Source organism: Sporosarcina luteola (genome assembly GCF_007991495.1).
In the GTDB taxonomy this organism is placed as follows: domain Bacteria; phylum Bacillota; class Bacilli; order Bacillales_A; family Planococcaceae; genus Sporosarcina; species Sporosarcina luteola.
Genome location: NZ_BJYL01000037.1, coordinates 20925 through 40534 on the forward strand (window position 1 = coordinate 20925; position 19610 = coordinate 40534).

Here is a 19610-nt window from a genome sequence, read left to right on the forward strand (position 1 = left end):
GTTTAGTTTTGCTCGAGTTCGGAAGGTTTTTGCGCGAGTTTATGGCTGTTTTGCTCGAGTTGGAGTGTGTTTTGCTCGGGTTCCGACTAGTTATGCTCACTTCGGGACTTTTGGCCCCCTTTAATTGCTCTGCGAACACCCCAAGGGCTTGGATTAATCCTGTTCTCTGCTATGATAGAATAAACACCATTGGATGGAGGATTAGAGTTATGGAAAACTTACCAAACTGCCCAAAATGTAATTCCGAATATACATATGAGGATGGAAATCTGTTCGTTTGCCCCGAATGTGCACATGAATGGACATCGGAATCCCAAGAGGCAGAAGCTGAAAAGACTGTTGTTAGGGATGCAAATGGAAATGTCCTGAACGATGGCGACACAATAACGGTCATTAAAGACTTGAAAGTGAAAGGCAGCTCAACTGTTGTCAAACAGGGGACAAAGGTGAAAAATATCAAATTGGTCGATGGTGATCATGATATTGATTGCAAAATCGATGGGTTTGGTGCGATGCAGCTGAAATCGGAGTTTGTGAAAAAAATCTAATGGAAAAGGCCGCTGATACTTGAAATTTCTAGGATCGGCGGCCTTTTCTTTTTCAATAATATTTCTTTGAAATCTCCACATCATATTCCTTCAATTTCCTTTCAATCACGGTACGCATAATCCGGATGTGCCCATTTTCAGGCAATGTCATCTCAGCGCCATCTTTAAACTGAAACTCGTACACTGGAAATCCTTTTGCCGCAAGATTGAACTTTACATTGTCTACCTCATTCCAGGCATAAGTATGGCGATCCGTCCATATTGACTCCCTAAAGGTGATCGAATCATCCGCGAGCACAGTGTATTTCTGAACTGCGCTCATAAAAAAAGCTACGCTGATAAGCACAGCTATCACGCTGCTGATTTTAGCAACCTTGCTAAGATTCAATATGAAGAGGACAAGCGATGATACGAATAAAAACAGAAAACCTAAAGCATATAATAGATAAGCTTTACCCGGTACAAAAACAACCCAACCTTCCGTCCCATGCATATTTGTCGCAATAAACGTCGGCAGCGGCAGCAATAGGAATGGTGATATTACTAAAATACCAATCGCAATCGCCATAAAAATATGCCGTGCTTCATAGTTTTTATACATACACTCCCCCCTCACTATCAGAATATACGCATCTGCCTCAAAAAGGATTCAAATTTTCAAAATACTAAAGACGAAAAAACACACCATCCGAAGATAGTGTGTTCTGTATCTGTTAATGCACTTTTGCATTATACCTTTTTGAAATGAACAACAAGATGAATCCAATTGTAATCATCGTAATAGCACTCGACAAAAATGGAAGACCAAGCGTTTCCGCTGTCGCTCCTGAAACAAATGAACCCACAACTGCCCCTAAAGAGAAGAATGCATAAAAGATGCCGTACGCTTTTCCGCGGTCCACTTTGGAAGATGCTTCTGCGACAATCTTATTCATCGAAGGGAAAACAAGTGCAAATCCTATGCCGTAAACGACCATCAACGACATGTTTATCCAGTAGATAGATACGATATTCAGCATGATATGGACCGATCCGATAATGAGGATGCCTACAATTGTCAGATTTACAGAAGAAGCCTTATCAAAAATCCGGTTCAATGGCGTCAAAAAGACAATGAGCGCGACAATGCCATATGTGCTTAACATCATCCCTGTCGTCGATGATGTCATTCCCATATCGGCCACTTTTAGCGGTAATGCAAACGCCAAAGTTCCATTACTAATCATCAATGCGAAGGCGGCAAGTGAAGCCTGTAGAACTAATGGATGCTTAAGAAGCGGCATGAATTCTTTCAGGTTAAACTTCCCTTTTTCCGTTGAAACATATGACTCTTCTATTAATTTATAAGTCAAAAGTGTGCTGATGAAAAACAAGATCGCTACTGAAATAAACACGTATTCCACTTGTGACCTTGCTGCCATCACTCCTCCGATTGCCGGACCCGTAATGGCTGCAATCCCTATACCGGCTCCTGTGAAGGCCATCGATTTCCCTCGAGTTTTCGATTTCGAGATGTCCCCAACATAGGCAAAGGCAGCTGGTATCAATATTCCGCCAGCCAAGCCATGGAAAAAACGGATAGCAAAAAGCTGATAGCCCGTCTGTGCAAGAGGATAGAACAGTAGAATGATGGCAACTAAAAACATACCCGTCAACAACATGCGCTTCCTGCCGTAACGGTCAATCCAATGGCCTCCAAATATATTTCCAACCATATTTGTCAGGGAATAAACAGCGACAATGCCTCCCGTTAGAACGTGGCTGGCGCCTAAATCCATTGCATAAGGCGTAATAATCGGCAGTTGGATGAATGTATCTAAGAACGAAACGATAATTAAAAAGAAAAGAATTCTGCTCATTACAATACCTCACTTATTTTCTTCCATTCTATTATACCATTAGCCCTATTATTCCGCTCCAACATTGGTTCATAGAATACTGACCCAGTCTTTGATGAGCAGACATATTGAAAGATTTCCTTCATTTGCATTTCAACACATGCTACCTTATAATTTTTATATAAAAACTAATTGGGGATATATGTATTCGAACCAATCGTGAAAGGAGAATAAATTTATGTTAAAAGTAACGGTGTTCGAACAACTGAAACGCGCGATGAAAGAGAAAGATACACTTTCAAAAGGGGTGCTCACTCTATTGAAGTCTTCACTGGACCTTACTGAAAAAGAGAAAGGCTCCGCGTTGACAGAGGAAGAGGAAGTCGCAATTGTAAACCGGGAAATCAAACAAACCAATCAAGCTTTAGAAGGCGCTGAAAAAGCGCAGCGCGATGATTTGATTGAACAAGAAAAGGCGAAGTTAGTATTACTAAAATCATTTTTACCTAAACAATTAAGTGAGGAAGAAGTCGTCGCCTTGCTAACAGAAGCAGGAGTAGTAAAAGGAATGAACATGGGCGACGCCATGAAAATCGCAAAGCCATTGCTAGCAGGAAAAACTGACGGCTCGACGATGTCGAAAGTTGTAAAGAGCCTGATCTAATTAACTGTTAAGTTTACATGCACTTCACTGATTTAAATGCTGAAAACGCATAAACACTAGGAAAAACGCATATCTTCTTTTAAATACGCATAAATCTCCCGAATGACGCATAAAAAATTATTTATGCGTTTTTGGATTGATTTATGCGTTTTTTGACCTCTTTATGCGTATTCCCGCCATTTTATGCGCAATACAACCTCATCCGAAATTAACTGTTTTCCAAGACGCATTATTCTTTACTCAATAAAAATAATCTGTTATATTATTCATATAACAGACGGAATTGAGGGAAGGATAATGAAAAAAAGTTTTCTAGCTTTTTGTTTACTAGCAAGCGCCATTTTATTAATCGCTGGTTGCAGTAAAAATGAAGATGACTCGAAAGGGATGGGTTCATTGGAAACAATTGAAGGTGAATGGAACGGATTTATCAGTATTCCGAATCAACCATTGCCAATCATAGTAACTTTTACGAAAGAAAATGGGAAAATCAGCATTCCTGCACAAGGTTTACATGACTTCCCACTAACAAGCGTGAAATTAAACGAAACTGAACTATTTTTTGATATGACGATTCCTGGACAACAGCTTGCCTTTGACGGCACGGTTGAACAAGAAAAAATTGAGGGGACCTTCACACAACAAGGACAGTCCTTTTCTTTCGAATTGACGAAGGGCAGTTTGGAAGAGGAACCTGACACAGGAGAAGCTGTCCAAGTTCAGTTGAAAGACGGGATGATGTCCGGACTTCTTGAAATACCCAAAGGTGATGGTCCCTACCCGCTAATGGTGATTATCGCAGGTTCCGGCCCGACGGATCGTAATGGTAATTCCCCGTTGTTGCCCGGTAAGAACAATAGTTTAAAAATGCTTGCGGAACAATTAGCGGAGGAAGGGATAGCAAGTATTCGCTATGACAAGCGAGGAATTGGTGAGAATGAAAGCTTAGGTGGCAATGAAGAAGACTTACGATTTGATAATTTTATCGATGATGCTGCCGCCTGGGTTCAATTCGCAAAGAATGATAATCGGTTTGCAAAGGTTGGCATCATCGGTCATAGCGAAGGTTCACTAATCGGTATGGTGGCTGCTGAAAAAACAGATGCCGATGCTTTCGTCTCCATCGCAGGAGTTGGAAGGCCGATCGATGAAGTATTAATGGAGCAGCTTGAACGACAGCTGCCTGTTAACTTGCTTAAAGAATCGGATGACATTTTAGTGAAACTGAAGCAAGGGGAACGTGTGGATAAAGTCAGCAGCGAGCTGCAAAGTGTTTTCCGCCCGTCCGTCCAGCCTTATTTAATATCTTGGTTGGAGTATGATGCCGCGAAGGAAATCCAAAAAATTAAAGCGCCTGTGCTCATTATTAACGGAACAAGAGATTTACAAGTACCTGTCAAAGATGCAGAACTTCTTCACGACGCCAAAAAGGATGCTGAGCTTGTCCTTATCCAAAACATGAATCATGTATTTAAAGAGGCACCTGAAGACCAAGAAGGAAATATGGCGACCTATATGAATCCTGATCTCCCCTTAGCCAAAGGATTGATAGATGCGATTACAAGCTTTTTAAAATAAACGATAGTAAAAACGAGCCATCCCTTCAATCCGAGGGTAGGCTCGCTTTTACTATCAATGTAATTTTACTCTTTGAAGTCTAAGTGCATTAAGAACAACTGACACCGAGCTGAACGCCATCGCAGCGCCTGCAACCCAAGGCGCAAGTAAACCGAGAGCGGCAACCGGTATACCGATCGTATTGTAGAAGAAGGCGAAGAACAGATTCTGCTTAATGTTTCGCATTGTCTTCCGACTCATGATAATTGCGTCTGCAACACTATTCAGATCGCCACGCATTAATGTAATATCAGCCGCTTCAATCGCAATATCGGTTCCCGTTCCAATCGCCATGCCGATATCCGCTACTGCAAGCGCCGGCGCATCGTTGATACCGTCTCCAACCATTGCAACTTTCTTCCCTTGTGCTTGCAATTGCTTGATTTTATCGCTTTTCTGGTCAGGGAGCACTTCCGCGATAATATGTGTCAAACCGACTTGCCGCCCGATCGCTTCAGCCGTTTGCTGGTTGTCTCCAGTCAACATTATGACGTCAAGACCGAGCTCCTGCATTCTTTGGATAGCTTCTTTGGACGATTCTTTCACTGTATCTGCAACCGCGACGACACCCGCAAGCTTCCCATCGATTGCAATGAGCATCGCCGTTTTTCCTTCGTTCTCCATTTTCTCCATTGTCGCTTCGATATTATCGAGAGCAATGTCTCGGCTTCGCATTAGTTTCCGAGTACCGGCAAGCACATGCTTACCAGCAACTTCCGCTTCAATTCCGTACCCTGGAAGCGCTTTGAACGTATTTACATCAATCAATTCAATGCCTTCTTCCTTGATGCCTGTAACAATTGCCTGTGCCAAAGGATGCTCTGATTGATTCTCAGCCGACGCGACCAATTGCAAGACTTCCTCATCCGCAAAGCCCTCAGCAACGATTGTATCTGTTAATGCTGGTTGACCTTTTGTAACCGTACCTGTTTTATCCAACACGACTGTGTCAATGGACCGAGTATTTTCAAGATGCTCGCCGCCTTTGAAAAGCAAGCCCATTTCAGCCGCTCGACCTGAACCTGCCATGATCGATGTCGGCGTCGCTAAACCGAGCGCACACGGACATGCGATGACGAGAATCGAAATAGTCGGGATGAGAGAAGATCTGAAATCGCCAGGTGTTACGGCAAAATACCAGATAAAAAACGTCAAAATCGCTATTCCGACAACAATCGGTACGAAAACGCCCGAAATTTTATCCGCAAGACGTTGAATTTCAGCTTTGGAGCCTTGCGCTTCTTCAACGACTTTAACAATTTGAGATAACGCGCTGTCTCTTCCAACTTTCGTCGCTTTGATCTGCAACGATCCATTTTTATTGATTGTCGCGCCAATGACGGAGTTGCCTGGGACTTTATCAACAGGAATACTTTCACCTGTAATCATCGATTCATCGATTGCTGATTGCCCAACGATGATTTCTCCGTCAACAGGAATCTTTTCACCCGGTTTGACGAGGATAATATCTCCTGCTGCCACTTCTTCAATCGGCACTTCTTGTTCGACACCGTCTTTTAAGACCCGAGCTGTTTTCGCTTGCAATCCTAATAGCTTTTGAATTGCTTGGCTCGTTTTCCCTTTCGCTCTCACTTCGAACAATTTACCGAGGACGATTAAGGTAATGATGACAGCAGATGCTTCAAAGTAAAGCTCCGGATGCCCTACACTCCCTGCAGCCATCCACTCAAACGTTAAATATAAACTGTAGAAATACGCTGCACTTGTACCTAAAGATACTAAAACGTCCATATTTGCGCTTTTATTTCGTAATGAAATAAATGCTGCTTTGTAAAACTGACCACCGATGATGAATTGAACTGGTGTCGCAAAAGCCACTTGCACCCAAGGATTCATGAGGAATTCAGGCAAGTAAAGAAACGATAAAAACTCGAAATGCGCTACCATCGTCCATAAAAGCGGTAATGTCAAAACTGCCGATAAAATGAATTTCCGATATTGTTTTTTAATTTCCTGCTCTTTATGGTCCAACTTTTCCTTACCGTCTGTTTTCGGAACCAACTCATAACCCATTTTTTTCACATTAGCCATCATTTCATTCGTGCTCGTTTGACCGCCATCATATTCAACTGTCAACGTTTCAAGCGCGAAGTTGACTGCTGCATTTGAAACGCCATTCATTTTATGAATGCGCTTTTCAATTTTCGTTGCACACGCAGCGCATGTCATACCCGATATATCGAATTCGGCTTTATCATGAATGACACCATAACCTAATTTTTCAATTCTTGCTGCAAAATCGTCTATATTTGTCTTTTCAGGATCGTAAACGATTGTTGAGCTTTCTAAAGCAAAGTTTACATTCGCCTTTTCGACGCCCTCTATTTTTGATAGCCCTTTCTCGATCCGGTTTGCACATGCAGCACATGTCATCCCGTTGATCTTCAAGGTTGATTCTGTGGTTGCCATTTGTATCCCTCCAATACTATATGGGGGTATATTTTTTTGAAAAAAGAAGGATTATACAGTTAACGTATAACCACTTCTACTACCGCTGTATACCCCCACGTGGTGTAAGCGGAAGATGCGATCATTGCTTTTGATTAAGCAACTTCATATCCTTGGTCTTCAATTGTTTCTTTAATTTGCTTCAATGTTTCTTCATTGTCGAATTCAACTGTTACCTCATTGTTCGCAAGGTCTACTTTTACTGATGAAACGCCTGTCAGTTCACCGACGCTTGACTCGATTGAATTAACGCAATGTCCACAAGACATGCCTTCTACTTTTAATAGTTCTTTCATGATGAAAAACCTCCTGTATTTGTTAGTAACCAAAGTATATTATACCCTATACCAGTATGTCAATCACAAAGATTATTTGGTCATCGTTTTCATGACACTCATAAGTTCCTGGATGGCTGCCTCACCATCTTGTCCTTTAATGGCGTTTACAACACAGTGGTGCGTATGGTCTTCCAATAATGCTAATGAAACTTTGTTCATTGCGGATTGAATCGCACTAATTTGATGTAAAATATCTACGCAATACCGGTCGTTCTCAATCATTTGATGGACGCCTCTTACTTGCCCCTCAATTCGTTTTAATCGGTTTAACAACTGTTGCTTATTCGGCTGGACAGTCTTTTTTGTCGTTTCTGACATATTATCACTCCTCAGAGTTCTTTATACCCCGTACCCCTATAATATCATTTGTCCGGAGAAAGAGCAATGATATCGGATAGTCTTAATGATGATGATGTCCTTCCGATGCTTCAGGCTTCATCTGACATAAAATCGAATCGTCATGCTGATGGGCAGACGTTTCCAATTGAATCGTCACATGATGGATATTTTGATGTAACAAGTCATGTTCTATACTTCGCAGCATTTGCTCACTTTCAACGATTGTCATTTGATCATCTACAACAGCGTGGCAAGATAACGCGTTTAGTCCGCTCGTAATAGACCAGACATGTAAATCATGAACGCTATGCACTCCATCCGCATTTCGAATTGTACTAAGGATATCGTTCATTTCGACATTTTGAGGCACGCCTTCCATCAACACATGCAAGCCGGATTTCGATACAAAATATCCGCTGCGCAAAACAAGGATTGCAACGATGACACTAGCCAATGGATCTGCCCAACCCCAACCGAAGAACATTATAAGCAATGCTGCGGCTATTGCTCCGACTGAACCTAACATATCGCTTAAGACATGCAAGTAAGCACCTTTCATATTCAAGTTCTCTTCCACATCGCCGCCACGCGTCATAATCCATGCAACTAAAATATTTACGGCCAATCCAATACTGCTAACTATCAACATTCCTGTCGTCGCCACTTCCGGTGGGTTTGCAAAACGTTGGATTGCTTCGTAAAAAATGAACAATGCAATAACGATCAACGTGACGCCGTTTAGTACAGCTGCTAATATCTCAAATCGCTTATAACCAAACGTCTTGCTTTTACTCGCTACTTTTTCACCTAACTTAAATGCAATCAACGCAATTGCCAATGAAATCGAATCACTTAACATATGACCGGCGTCTGCCAATAAGGCAAGACTGTTCGTCAAAAATCCGCCAACAGCTTCCACAATCATATACGAAGTAATGATGAGGAAAGAAATCAATAATACCTTTTTATTTGCACCATGTGTATGGTCGTGTTCGTGCCCCATATGGATACCCCCTGCATGTAATTAAGTATGCGTTGCGTGTTCAATCGCCTGTTTCAATAAATTCATAACGTGATGGTCATCTTCTGAATAGTAAAGAGTCGTCCCCTCTCTTCTAAACTTCACCAATCGAAGATTTTTTAAAAAGCGCAATTGATGAGAGACAGATGACTGACTTAAATTTAGCGTGTCAGCTATATCGTTCACTGAATACTCTTCTTCGCATAATAAATTCAAAATCCGAATTCTTGTAGGATCACTTAATGCTTTAAACGTTTGGGATACGACAAAAAGCGTTTCTTCATCCAAATGCTGTTTACTCATTTCAAGTCCCCTTTCACTGTATTTTCTTTATTTGCATATATGAGCATATACTCATATTATGATCAACTGAAGATAATGTCAATTAATAAATGTATTACCCCCCTATTTCTTATATCAAACAACTTAATCTTAAAACTTTAAGGGCCTATTTATTACTATTTCCTTGTGCAAAAGAGAGAATATATTTTGCATACCCTACCCGTGTATTGTACTATAACCTTATTGAAATTTTAAAGGAAAGGTGTGCAAAGTCATCGTGCAAAAAGAAAAAAAGGTGAAGTTAGCTGTTAACGGTGGAATATCATTCGGTGCAAAGTTAAACGCAAACCAATTGAGAGTTCTCGCTGACTATTTAGGTGATCAAGAGTTGGAATTAACGACATTCCAGCAATTATATATCGAAGTGTTCGAAAGCGATTTGGAATTCATTCAAAAGAAATTCAAGGAAGTTGAACTCTTCTGCTATCCTGTTGGCAATTATGTAAAAAGCTTGCGTCACTGCAACTTTTGCAAAGGTGCCGAGGAAGAAGGGATGCCCGTTGCTATCGAGCTGAATAAGCGAATTGCAGGTAGACCTGTCCCATTCACCCTTCGGCCTGCCTATACGGGGTGTCCGATCGGATGCGGAGAACCGCTCGTCAATGACATCGGTGTCATGAAATCGCGAAAAGGCTATGATTTGTATATTGGCGGAAATGCGAAAGGCGCTTATGCGAAAACAGGGACACTTATACTTGAGCAGGTACAGCCCGATGAACTGTATGAAGCAGTTGAACAAGTGATTGATTTATATGCGGAGAATGGCAAAAAACGTGAACCGTTCTATAAATTCGTCAACCGTTTTGGCGTGGAGAACATAATGCAATATGTAATGAATGACTCGGCTCAAATTGAGTAGATGTCTTTGAAGAATAAGGAAGAAGGCTATCCGGGTTTGGAGAGGCCACTGGAAAAGTCCAAATTAGTTGATTTCAGCTCCAGTCGGACGTTGTTATGGGGGTATCAATAATGGAAAAAATAGAAATGAGACTCCCAAGATGTGAGACGGCATACGATTCGCCCCATAATTAACAGTATAAATAGCATTAAAAAACGCACGTCTGTGCGTTTTTACTTGTCATAGTCTATTGTAGAGATTTGTTCGACAATCGCACCCAGATTCTTGAGCAGTGTCAAACTGTTGATTTCCGTTCCAGCCGGACGCTTTCCTGGGGGCGTGCGGTGAGCCTCCTCGGTCCGCTTCGCTCCCCTGTGGGGTCTCACCTGTCACGCTGATCCCCAAGGAGTCGCCGGCTTCCACTCCAATCAACTAAGTATCTGCTTTTTAATTCTAAACCACAAAAAGCTTTCCCTTATGCCATAAAGGCGCCCGATTCTTGAACATCGGGAAACATTAATATATTTTAATTACATTTTTTAATTAGCGTCGCATTAAAACTAAATACCAACTTACAGAAAACGTAATACCTTGTAATTAAAGCCAAGTACAAAAAAATCCTTTATAATAGTGGGCAGGTAGTAACCTATCCAAATCCAAAATAAAGGACTCACACATGGATAAGATTATACGAAAAACAGCATTTGAGCAATGGGCTGCCCCTATTTCTAACGAATTATTTGAAGACCAGGTAAAAACCCATTGTCTGGACTACTATACCAAAAAGCTGTATATGGCTTCGTTTACAAAATTGCTATTGTATGCACAACTTCATGAAACAGAAAGTTTACGTGCCATCAGTGATAGTGTCTTTTCGGAAGAACTGCAAGAAGCCACGAGTTTGGATTCCATTAGTTTCTCCCAACTAGGAAGACGTTTCCATCGAATCCCTACGGAATTCTTTCAAACTATTTTTCTCGACCTTGTGAGACAAATACATGAGGCCACGGATTTTCAGGCAGGACGCAAGACGACGACGCCTTTGAAAATTATTGATTCGAGTACTTTGCCATTGAATCTGAACAATCACCGTTGGGCGACATTCCGTAAAACCAAATCAGGCATCAAACTGCATCTGAGACTCATTTTCATGGAAGATGGCTGTTCCTATCCGGATCAAGCCGTTCTAACAAATGCCAAGGAACATGATCGTGGCCAATTAGAAATACTGATTGACGACAAAGATTGCATGTATGTGTTTGACCGTGGCTACTTGGATTATGAACGATTCGATCGCATGACGGATGAAGGATATTTCTTCGCGTCCCGTTTGCGTAAGAATGCGGTGGTGCGCTCACTCGAGCGCTTTGAACTGCCAGAGAATTCATCAGTGCAATCCGACGAAATGGTGGTCATCGGTACTTCACAGAACCGTTCTGAAAATGTGTTTCGTCTCCTTCAGGTGCTTGATTCCAAAGGGAATCAATTGAACCTGCTCACTAATCGATTTGATTTGTCCGCAGATGAAATTGCCGAACTGTACAAGTCTCGTTGGGCCATCGAACTGTTCTTCTAATAGATGAAACAGCATTTGAATATCATAAAGTTCTATGGTCAGAGTCAGCAGGGTGTACATAATCAAGTATACATCGCTATGATCGTATATTGCTTGAACGTACTCGCGCAGTTAAGGACAAACAGTAAGCGTACGTATTTACAGATCAGTCGTTATCTGAAGGCATCCTTATGGAAATCAGCACATATATGGCTCCGTAAAATCGAAGGAAAAAGCGTACCGTAACGTTAATGGTTTGTCTCTGTTACCCTAGTCAAAAGGTATAGTAAAAAAATGGATGTTCACTACCTGTATTCTGGTGTTTTCGTTTTTTCTTTTGAAAGCAAAAATAAATAGATGGAATATTGAAAGTTAATTTAAGCGACACTAGTGACATTTTTTGAATAATAAAGATTAAACAGTCCGACAATTTTAGATTAAAAATGTCGAGTGTGTTTATACCGGCTCTGATATTATGTATTCATGAAAGGAGGGATATGATGTTAAAAGAATTGAACCAAGTGATTGACTATATTGAAGTTCATTTAACCGATGACCTCTCTCTTGAAAGTATTTCCAATTATGCTGGGGTTTCCGATTACCACTTGAGAACGGTATTTTTTCATCTTTCAGGCATGACACTAAATGAATATGTAAAAAACAGAAAACTATCGGAAGCAAATAAGGATTTATTGAGTGGAGAAAAGGTAACAGATGTTGCTTTTAAATATGGTTATCAATCAATGGACGGTTTTACTAGGGCATTTAAAAAATGGTATGGTTTTTTGCCTTCAGATGTAATAAAAAAAAGAGTAAGCAAATCATTTCCCAAACTTTCATTCGTAATTACTGTAAAAGGAGGAATATCTATGGAATTTAGAATCGAAGACAAACCAGCGTTTAATCTAGTTGGTGTAAGTAAACGTGTCCCTATACAATTTGAAGGTGTGAACAACGAAATAGTAAAGCTTGCAGAAAGCATAACAGAAGAACAAAGAAAAGAAATGCATTCTCTTCAAAATATAGAGCCTTATGAAATTGTTAATGCTTCTTACAACGCTGACGAAAATTTCCTAAAAGAAGAAGGGGATTTAACCCACTTGATAGGTGTATTAACGTCTAAAAATCAAGTCAGCAATTTTTTAGACGTTGTGCCTGTTGAAGCTTATACTTGGGCAGTATTTCCAAGTGAAGGGCCATTTCCATCTACGTTGCAGGATACAATGGCAAAAACCTATTCAGAATGGCTTCCTTCTTCTGATTACGAAGTAATCAATGCTCCTACTTTTTCTTTCACTAAAATGGATAAGCATAAAAAAGATTATGCTTATAGTGAAGTTTGGCTTCCCGTGCGAAAGAAATAAACAATAGTAAGCATTATATTGAGGATTAATGCAGAGCAACGCAGATTCAGCGTTGCTCTTTTAAAAGTATATTGTAGTCTACAATTACATAAGGTGAAACTAATTATTAGTACAATCAATTCAATAATATGGCTCCGTTTATTGAAAAAGCCGACTACTTATATCACTATTTTATCACAAAATCATCTGTTCCCTTCAACTGGAAAAGGAGATCAGGCATAATTACAATCGCTTGCACGCTTTCCTACAGTTAAGCTTTCCATTATTTGAAAAGGTGTTTTCGAAGAGCTCAGCCATGTTTTTAAATATCGTTCAGCTCTATCCGCACCCTCCATGTTTACATAAGCTTTCTAAGGAAGATCTCGGCAGCCAGATCAAAAAGGCGACCCGTAAGGTTATATCTACTCAAAAAGCGGAGGAGAAAGCAGCTTTACTAATCACCGCCGCGGAAAATTCGTACTCAGCTATCAGGTCGGAAGAGTACGTTGCGAACATTTAAAGCACTATGCAAAACGTATCGTGGACCTTGTAAACCAGAAAAAAGATATCATCAAACAAATGGTGGAATTATCGAAGGAAAGAGTGGATTTCCAAGTGCTCGTGTCATTTCCGGGAATCAGAGAAAATACAGCCGTAAGAATCACTGGTGAATTAGGTGACATTCGACGCTTCAAGAATCCAAAACAGATCAATGCATACGCAGGGATTGATATTCAACGACACCAATCGGGCAAGCTTCAGTATCAGGACCGGATTAATAAACGAGGAAATCGAAGATTGAGGAAAATCCTTTATTTCATGGTGATGTCGATGATCTCCTTGCGGACAAAGACTAATAACACAATCGTGGATTATTATGATCAATTGAAAAAGCAACCTCAGAGTATGCCTCATAAGGTTGCGGTAATCGCATGTGTGAATAAGTTCCTGAAAGTCGCATTTCAACTTATCCAACATGACGTCCTGTATCATTACGAATCAGCCAAAGCTTCGTAACAGGATAGCTTCACTATAGCACATATGACCTTGCGAAAAACAGATATTCGTCAGGTCTATTTGGCATATTCATTTTTAATTATTTTAGGAGAACCTGTTGCTTGGAGTGCAGGCGCCGACTCCTGCGGGAATAGCATGAGCCTTGAGACCCCGCAGGGCGCATGCCTTTCGCGACCGAGGAGGCTCAAGCCATGCCCGCGGAAAGCGAGCGCCGTAACGGAAAGCAACAGCCTGTTGACATACTATCCATCTTTAATTCATTCATTCAAAGTCTCAAATAAATTAGTAAAACACTTGACTACAGGTAAGAACGCGTCCGCCTGAAGCGGAAATCAACGTGTCTTACTATACCGTTATTAGGCGTGAATTGTATGTTGATAAGTGTGGTAGTTGTAGCGCATTTCAGCATTTTCTCCCCATCAACCGAACCCGTTAGGATTTGGATAGCCTCTTCTTTTCATTTTTAAAACTTCACCTTATCCGGGATATCTGATGGCTGCACTTCATCATAGGAAGTAACCGCATTGCCTTTTTTCAAATACAACTTCAAATATGCCCCTTCTTTTAACTCTTTCGCTGCGGAAAACTCCACTTCGATTGACTCACCATTTTCTTTATAGGCCGTGCCCGTATACAAATACCTTTTTATAATTTCACCCGAATCCAACTTTGTTTCTTCGACCGTGCTTTTCGCCGGGATTTGATAGTAAGCATTATCTTTTCCCATTCGATTGAAGTCCACCGTCGCCAAGGTAACGATCGCTCCGATTAGCAAAATAGCTAATACACCAACAGCAATTAAACCTTTTTTCATCTATTATCCCTCCGAATAGCTTCTTCTAATTATTTTGTTGAAGTTATAAACTGTAGCAATATAATAAATCGCATAGATTAACGTGTAAGCGACCATCCAAATGACGACTGGAACTAAGAAATCCATCATGAGCAAGTTTGAGACAGCCGTCAACGCAACGCCTCCATGAAGAAGTCCTAAAAGTAGAGGTGCAATGAAAATGACACCGACTTGCCCGCGGATCGTTCGCTTCATATCTTTGTTCGACACACCAATTTTGTGGAGAATGGCGTATTTCGCCTTATCTTCTTCTGCCTCCGTCATCATTTTAAAGAAAATGATGCTTCCTGTAGCGACAAGGAAAACAAGTCCTAAGAAACTTCCTATGAACAGTAGAGCTCCCAGTGACTCGATGGAGCTATTGTAATCAGCTGTTGCGCTTGAAAAATTCTCTGTCGACGCCGCCAATTTATCGGATACTTCGCGCTGTTTTTTGTAATCGATAACGTTAACAGCTTGCAGCAACTTCTCATCAGAATCCATTTCCTCGTATAATTGATCCGGCACTACTATCGCATTTGCGCCTAATGTCCCTACATTGAATAATGCTTGATCAAAAAACTTCGCAACTTTGTAATCGGTGTCGTTAATATTGACAGATTCCAATTTGTCGGACCATCTTTCATCAAAATAGGCATCAATTGCGAAAACTTCACCTTTCTGTAGCTTTTGAACTTCGGGCCACTCTAAGTTCTTTGCCAACGTTTGATAAGTAGACTCATCAATGACAGCGTATTCCATCTCATAAGAAGCGAGCGGAACGCGGATCATTTTGCTGTTAAACGAAACTTCCGATTCGATGATCGCGGGGTCAATCGTCTGCTGATCCCCCTCCCACATAAAAGTGTAAGGCATATACATTTCCACATTTTTTTCGGCATTATAATAAACCCCGAATACTGCTCCGCCTGAAGTGATCGTCGTTGCACTCAACACAGTTATGATCGTCAATGTTTTCGCGTTCCCCCTAATACGGTAAAGCAACTGGGAAGCAGTCATCATATGAAGACCTTTCCATGCCCAGCGCGGATTTCTTTTCAACGCGGACAATACATATACAAGAACGCTATGGAACAGTAAATACGATCCAATTACAGTCAACGCGATAATAATGATTGGCGTCGCCAGCCCCAATGCTTGCCATACTTGCGAATCCATTAAATCTTGCAAAGCAATTACATATGCAGCAGCCAATGCCAACACACCTAAAAACACTGTCACGATACGCGCTTTCGGTACTTCTTCACCCTTTTTCTCTGCATGGAACAGGTCTATTAACTTGAAACGGTAAATCACCCGGTACCCCATCAATGAAGTAACTAAAAAGATGATAAAAAACACAATAACTGTATTAATGAGCGCGCCTGTTGAAAATGTAAATCCTGCGACGACATCAAGTCCCATCAGCTTCAATAATATACTTAACAAAGCGCGGGAGAGCAAAAATCCTAACACTACCCCAATGATGAGTGATAACAACCCGATTACCATGTTTTCAAAAAACAGAAGACATCCGATTGAACGCTTCCGCACGCCAAGCAAGGAGTACAGTGCAACTTCTTTTTTCCTCTTTTTCATGAAAAAAGAATTGGAATACAGTATGAAAATCGCAACAAAAATCATAAGCACAAATGCAGCTGCGCCCATCACTCCCTGAATCTGCTTAGATGTTGCAGCTGCCCCGCTAATATCATTGCTATATTTCAAGGTCGCAAATGTAAAGTAGATGAGGATGGAAAATACAGTAGATCCGATGTAAAGCGAATAGCTTTTCATATTGCGGCGTATATTTTTTACCGCCAAATCAAATAACGTCATTCGTTTCACCGCCTACTTGCGATAGCTCATCCAAAATCATTTGGAAAAATTCCTTGCGCGTCTTCCTTCCACGCAGTATCTCTTTCGACAGCCGACCATCTCTTATGAATAAAATGCGGCGGCAAAAACTGGCGGCATACGCATCATGCGTTACCATCATAATCGTCGCTTCATGCTTTTCGTTCAGCGCGCTCATGCTTTCCAGCAAATCCGTGGCCGATTTCGAATCCAATGCGCCGGTCGGTTCATCCGCAAAAATGATTTTCGGTTTGGAAATCAATGCACGGCTTGCTGCTGTACGCTGTTTCTGGCCGCCCGAAATTTGATAAGGATATTTATCGAGCAAATTAGAAATGCCAAATGTCGCTGCAATTTCTTCCACACGCTCTTTAATGACTGCCGGTTTCTTCTTTGCAATCGCAAGCGGCAATAAAATATTTTCACGAACTGTTAATGAATCCAACAAATTATAATCCTGGAAGATGAATCCTAAGTGGTCGCGTCTAAAATCCGCAAGCTTCTCTTCATCCATTTTTGCGATATTGTCCGGTCCGATTAAAATATCTCCGCTTGTAGGTGTATCAATTGTTGCTAAAATATTTAGCAATGTCGATTTCCCCGCTCCTGAGGGACCCATGACACCGACGAATTCTCCATGGTCGATTTCAAATGAGATATTTTCAAGCGCATTGAATGTATTCGTACCTTTTCCATATGCTTTTTCAACATTTTTCACAAGTAATAATGGCTCCATTTATTCGCACCTCTTTCGTATGTCCTTACTATACTCGGCGAACCTTAAGCTGAATTTACTCCTGCCTTACATTATCCTTAAATATGGGCGAGGTGCGGTAAATTGCATTATACTTGAGCAAAGAAGCTTGAAAGGATGTGCGCGATTTGACAAAACCACGAATCTTAATCGTAGATGACGAAAACGATTTGCGTCATTTAATGAAAACCGCGCTTAGGAAGGAAGGCTTTACGGAGATTGAAACCGCGGGCTCCGTTCAAGAAGGTTGGAATCAATTCGAGTCATTTTCACCCGATATCGCAATTTTGGACATCATGCTTCCGGACGGGGAAGGGTATGATCTATGTAGAAGGATTCGGGAAGTTTCCCATATCCCAATCTTATTTTTATCGGCAAAATCTGACGAAACGGATAAGATTTTGGGACTAGCTCTCGGAGGCGATGATTATATTACGAAACCATTCAGCCCCAAGGAAGTCGCCTTCAGAGTAAAAGCTCAGTTAAGACGGGCAGGCTATCATGAAGCAGAGATGGCTTCCCAACCAAAACCGCTTTCTATTGGCCCGTTTTCAATGAATAAAGAGGAAACTGAAGTGATGAAGAATGGGGAAATGTTGGAGCTGACCGCTAAGGAAATTGGATTATTGGCTTGCTTCATGCATAACCCGAACCAAATTATAAGCAAAGAGACGCTTTTTGAACGTGTTTGGGGAGAAGACTTTCTTGGAGCGGATAATACATTGATGGTCCATATTCGCCGTCTCCGTGAGAAAATTGAAGATCACCCATCAAAACCAATCTATCTTACAACAGTAAAAGGATTAGGATATAAATTCATTGTGAAATAGGTGATTCGATGAAATGGAAGTTGACAGTTCGATACTTATTTTCAGTCCTAAGCATTGTTTTTATCGTCGTTTTCGTCAATCTATTTGTCTTGGTTGGCATTCTTTATTACCAACAGGTGAATGGCAATGACAACTTAACTGCCGATACTGGTGAGAATTTCACCCGTCAATTTTCCCGCTACCTATCGATTGAAGACGGACTGCCCGTCATTTCGGATGAAGGAGTCCAAGCACTTCAAGAATTTGGCGGATGGCTGCAAGTTTTAGATCAAAACGGACAGGTCGTCACCGCTGCTCTGTCACCTGCAGATGCACCTACACACTATAGCCCAATTGAGCTCGTACATATATACAAATATATGGACGACCAATTTACAACGTATTACATTGGCCAATTTGAAGAATACAGCTACCTATTCGGCGCCAAAGATTCTGAGGAAGAGCGGATTATATTCATGTTCAACATGAAATCTTTCCTATCTTATGTGTCAAAAGCATTCGTTGGCATTACAATTGCCGATCTGTTTATCGCAATGCTCGTCGGATTGCTGTTCAGCATAATTATTACAAAACCAGTCTCGTATATGATCGACCGGATCTCCCAGCTGAAAGAGCGTAATTTTGCCATTCAGAACATGAAACGTCAAGGTATTTTCAAGCCGGTATTTTCAAATTTGAATTCCGTCTCCGAAACATTACAAGCGCATGAAGAAGAGCGTACAAAGCTGGAAAAAATGCGTGAAGAGTGGATAAGCAACGTTTCGCACGATCTGAAGACGCCCCTTGCATCTGTTCAGGGCTTCGCAGAATTGCTGCGTGAAAAAGATGTGACAGAATCGGAACGGGCAGAGTATGCAGAAGTCATAGAGCGGAAAGCAAAATATATGAAAGAGCTATTAGATGATTTCAATTTAACGATGCGCCTGCGCAATCAAGAAATGCCGCTCAATCGCGAAGACACCCGCCTGGAAAGCTTTGTACGTGAACTGGTCATAGACGTGTTGAATGACCCGAAATATTGCGATTGCGCACTTTCCTTCAACAGCGACGCACCAGATCTAAAGTGGAACATTGATCGTCATCTGATGAAGCGGGCAATTTTAAATTTCGTCAACAATGCGATCATCCACAATGATCATGACATCCAAATCACTGTCAGCGTAACAGCAAATGGAATCACAATCGAAGACAATGGAAAAGGCATTTCGAAGAGGGACATGAATCAGATTTTCGATCGCTATTACAGAGGGACAAATACGGAAGATATCCATGGCACCGGTCTCGGCCTTGCCATCTCCAGAGACATTATAGAAGCACATGGAGGATTTATTACCTTGACCAGCGAAATTGGAAAGGGAACTAAAGTGAGGATTTGGATAGAAGAATGAACAAAAACGTCAAGAACATA

Annotated in this window: 18 protein-coding genes and 1 pseudogene; 9 read left to right on the top strand and 10 right to left on the bottom strand. The window is 41.2% G+C overall.

Features of this window, described 5'->3' with window-relative positions; translation table 11 throughout:
• The first annotated feature begins 209 nt into the window (after nt 1-209).
• On the top strand, nt 210-548 hold the full coding sequence (locus tag SLU01_RS13695; protein ID WP_147059284.1) for a zinc ribbon domain-containing protein YjdM: 339 nt from the start codon (nt 210-212) through the stop codon (nt 546-548).
• A gap of 52 nt (nt 549-600) precedes the next feature.
• On the opposite strand, the gene SLU01_RS13700 is transcribed toward SLU01_RS13695, so the two are convergent.
• Nucleotides 601-1149, bottom strand: a complete 549-nt coding sequence (locus SLU01_RS13700) for a hypothetical protein (RefSeq protein ID WP_147059286.1) — start codon at nt 1147-1149, stop codon at nt 601-603.
• A 112-nt stretch (nt 1150-1261) separates the two neighbouring features.
• Nucleotides 1262-2407, bottom strand: a complete 1146-nt coding sequence (locus tag SLU01_RS13705) for an MFS transporter (RefSeq protein ID WP_147059288.1) — start codon at nt 2405-2407, stop codon at nt 1262-1264.
• Between the two features lie 217 nt (nt 2408-2624).
• Here SLU01_RS13705 and SLU01_RS13710 point away from each other — a divergent pair, with 217 nt between their 5' ends.
• Both SLU01_RS13710 and SLU01_RS13715 read left to right on the top strand, forming a co-directional pair.
• On the top strand, nt 2625-3050 hold the full coding sequence (locus tag SLU01_RS13710; protein ID WP_147059290.1) for a GatB/YqeY domain-containing protein: 426 nt from the start codon (nt 2625-2627) through the stop codon (nt 3048-3050).
• A gap of 297 nt (nt 3051-3347) precedes the next feature.
• Nucleotides 3348-4628: an alpha/beta hydrolase family protein gene (locus SLU01_RS13715; RefSeq protein ID WP_147059291.1), complete on the top strand. Its 1281-nt coding sequence runs from the start codon at nt 3348-3350 to the stop codon at nt 4626-4628.
• A 54-nt stretch (nt 4629-4682) separates the two neighbouring features.
• On the opposite strand, the gene SLU01_RS13720 is transcribed toward SLU01_RS13715, so the two are convergent.
• The 5 genes from SLU01_RS13720 to SLU01_RS13740 form a co-directional block, all read right to left on the bottom strand.
• The gene (locus SLU01_RS13720; protein ID WP_147059293.1) at nt 4683-7097 is read right to left on the bottom strand and encodes a heavy metal translocating P-type ATPase; all 2415 of its coding nucleotides are present in this window, start codon (nt 7095-7097) and stop codon (nt 4683-4685) included.
• Nucleotides 7098-7231: 134 nt separating this feature from the next.
• Nucleotides 7232-7432: a copper chaperone CopZ gene (gene copZ, locus SLU01_RS13725; RefSeq protein ID WP_147059295.1), complete on the bottom strand. Its 201-nt coding sequence runs from the start codon at nt 7430-7432 to the stop codon at nt 7232-7234.
• Nucleotides 7433-7504: 72 nt separating this feature from the next.
• Nucleotides 7505-7792 (bottom strand): metal-sensitive transcriptional regulator, encoded by a 288-nt coding sequence (locus SLU01_RS13730; protein WP_041072599.1) that lies wholly within the window; start codon nt 7790-7792, stop codon nt 7505-7507.
• Nucleotides 7793-7874: 82 nt separating this feature from the next.
• Complete coding sequence (locus SLU01_RS13735) at nt 7875-8816, bottom strand: cation diffusion facilitator family transporter (protein WP_147059297.1); 942 nt, start codon at nt 8814-8816, stop codon at nt 7875-7877.
• Between the two features lie 21 nt (nt 8817-8837).
• Complete coding sequence (locus SLU01_RS13740) at nt 8838-9137, bottom strand: ArsR/SmtB family transcription factor (protein WP_147059299.1); 300 nt, start codon at nt 9135-9137, stop codon at nt 8838-8840.
• A 253-nt stretch (nt 9138-9390) separates the two neighbouring features.
• Between SLU01_RS13740 and SLU01_RS13745 the strand changes: the two genes are divergently transcribed.
• The 4 genes and pseudogenes from SLU01_RS13745 to SLU01_RS18270 all read left to right on the top strand — a co-directional run bounded on the left by SLU01_RS13745 (nt 9391) and on the right by SLU01_RS18270 (nt 13929).
• Nucleotides 9391-10035: an NAD(P)/FAD-dependent oxidoreductase gene (locus SLU01_RS13745; protein ID WP_147059355.1), complete on the top strand. Its 645-nt coding sequence runs from the start codon at nt 9391-9393 to the stop codon at nt 10033-10035.
• Nucleotides 10036-10690: 655 nt separating this feature from the next.
• Nucleotides 10691-11815 (top strand): annotated as a pseudogene (locus SLU01_RS13750) (IS4 family transposase).
• Between the two features lie 254 nt (nt 11816-12069).
• Nucleotides 12070-12933, top strand: a complete 864-nt coding sequence (locus SLU01_RS13755) for an AraC family transcriptional regulator (protein ID WP_147059301.1) — start codon at nt 12070-12072, stop codon at nt 12931-12933.
• Nucleotides 12934-13452: 519 nt separating this feature from the next.
• Nucleotides 13453-13929 (top strand): transposase, encoded by a 477-nt coding sequence (locus SLU01_RS18270; RefSeq protein WP_246110992.1) that lies wholly within the window; start codon nt 13453-13455, stop codon nt 13927-13929.
• 463 nt (nt 13930-14392) lie between these two features.
• Here the strand turns inward: SLU01_RS18270 and SLU01_RS13765 are convergent, their stop codons facing one another.
• Genes SLU01_RS13765 through SLU01_RS13775 form a run of 3 tightly spaced genes read right to left on the bottom strand, consistent with a single transcriptional unit; the run spans nt 14393 to nt 17354 of the window.
• Entirely contained in the window at nt 14393-14743 is a 351-nt protein-coding gene (locus SLU01_RS13765; protein ID WP_147059303.1) for a YxeA family protein, read from the bottom strand.
• Between the two features lie 3 nt (nt 14744-14746).
• Nucleotides 14747-16600: an ABC transporter permease gene (locus SLU01_RS13770; protein WP_147059304.1), complete on the bottom strand. Its 1854-nt coding sequence runs from the start codon at nt 16598-16600 to the stop codon at nt 14747-14749.
• Nucleotides 16587-17354, bottom strand: coding sequence for an ABC transporter ATP-binding protein (locus tag SLU01_RS13775; RefSeq protein ID WP_147059306.1), 768 nt, complete (start codon nt 17352-17354; stop codon nt 16587-16589). Before SLU01_RS13775 ends, SLU01_RS13770 begins: the two co-directional genes overlap by 14 nt.
• 146 nt (nt 17355-17500) lie before the next feature.
• On the opposite strand from SLU01_RS13775, the gene SLU01_RS13780 reads away from it, so the two are divergent.
• Nucleotides 17501-18202, top strand: coding sequence for a response regulator transcription factor (locus tag SLU01_RS13780; RefSeq protein ID WP_147059308.1), 702 nt, complete (start codon nt 17501-17503; stop codon nt 18200-18202).
• Nucleotides 18203-18210: 8 nt separating this feature from the next.
• Nucleotides 18211-19590, top strand: a complete 1380-nt coding sequence (locus SLU01_RS13785; RefSeq protein WP_147059310.1) for a sensor histidine kinase — start codon at nt 18211-18213, stop codon at nt 19588-19590.
• Nucleotides 19591-19610: the final 20 nt, after the last annotated feature.

Bases quoted from the DNA above. Each gene is read 5' to 3' on its own strand.
- SLU01_RS13765 (WP_147059303.1), bottom strand. From the start codon at position 14,743: ATGAAAAAAGGTTTAATTGCTGTTGGTGTATTAGCTATTTTGCTAATC.
- SLU01_RS13785 (WP_147059310.1), top strand. From the start codon at position 18,211: ATGAAATGGAAGTTGACAGTTCGATACTTATTTTCAGTCCTAAGCATT.
- SLU01_RS13775 (WP_147059306.1), bottom strand. From the start codon at position 17,354: ATGGAGCCATTATTACTTGTGAAAAATGTTGAAAAAGCATATGGAAAA.
- SLU01_RS13720 (WP_147059293.1), bottom strand. From the start codon at position 7,097: ATGGCAACCACAGAATCAACCTTGAAGATCAACGGGATGACATGTGCT.
- SLU01_RS13715 (WP_147059291.1), top strand. From the start codon at position 3,348: ATGAAAAAAAGTTTTCTAGCTTTTTGTTTACTAGCAAGCGCCATTTTA.
- SLU01_RS13730 (WP_041072599.1), bottom strand. From the start codon at position 7,792: ATGTCAGAAACGACAAAAAAGACTGTCCAGCCGAATAAGCAACAGTTG.
- SLU01_RS13735 (WP_147059297.1), bottom strand. From the start codon at position 8,816: ATGGGGCACGAACACGACCATACACATGGTGCAAATAAAAAGGTATTA.
- SLU01_RS13695 (WP_147059284.1), top strand. From the start codon at position 210: ATGGAAAACTTACCAAACTGCCCAAAATGTAATTCCGAATATACATAT.
- SLU01_RS13740 (WP_147059299.1), bottom strand. From the start codon at position 9,137: ATGAGTAAACAGCATTTGGATGAAGAAACGCTTTTTGTCGTATCCCAA.
- SLU01_RS13755 (WP_147059301.1), top strand. From the start codon at position 12,070: ATGTTAAAAGAATTGAACCAAGTGATTGACTATATTGAAGTTCATTTA.
- SLU01_RS13770 (WP_147059304.1), bottom strand. From the start codon at position 16,600: ATGACGTTATTTGATTTGGCGGTAAAAAATATACGCCGCAATATGAAA.
- SLU01_RS13700 (WP_147059286.1), bottom strand. From the start codon at position 1,149: ATGTATAAAAACTATGAAGCACGGCATATTTTTATGGCGATTGCGATT.
- SLU01_RS13705 (WP_147059288.1), bottom strand. From the start codon at position 2,407: ATGAGCAGAATTCTTTTCTTTTTAATTATCGTTTCGTTCTTAGATACA.
- SLU01_RS13710 (WP_147059290.1), top strand. From the start codon at position 2,625: ATGTTAAAAGTAACGGTGTTCGAACAACTGAAACGCGCGATGAAAGAG.
- copZ (WP_147059295.1), bottom strand. From the start codon at position 7,432: ATGAAAGAACTATTAAAAGTAGAAGGCATGTCTTGTGGACATTGCGTT.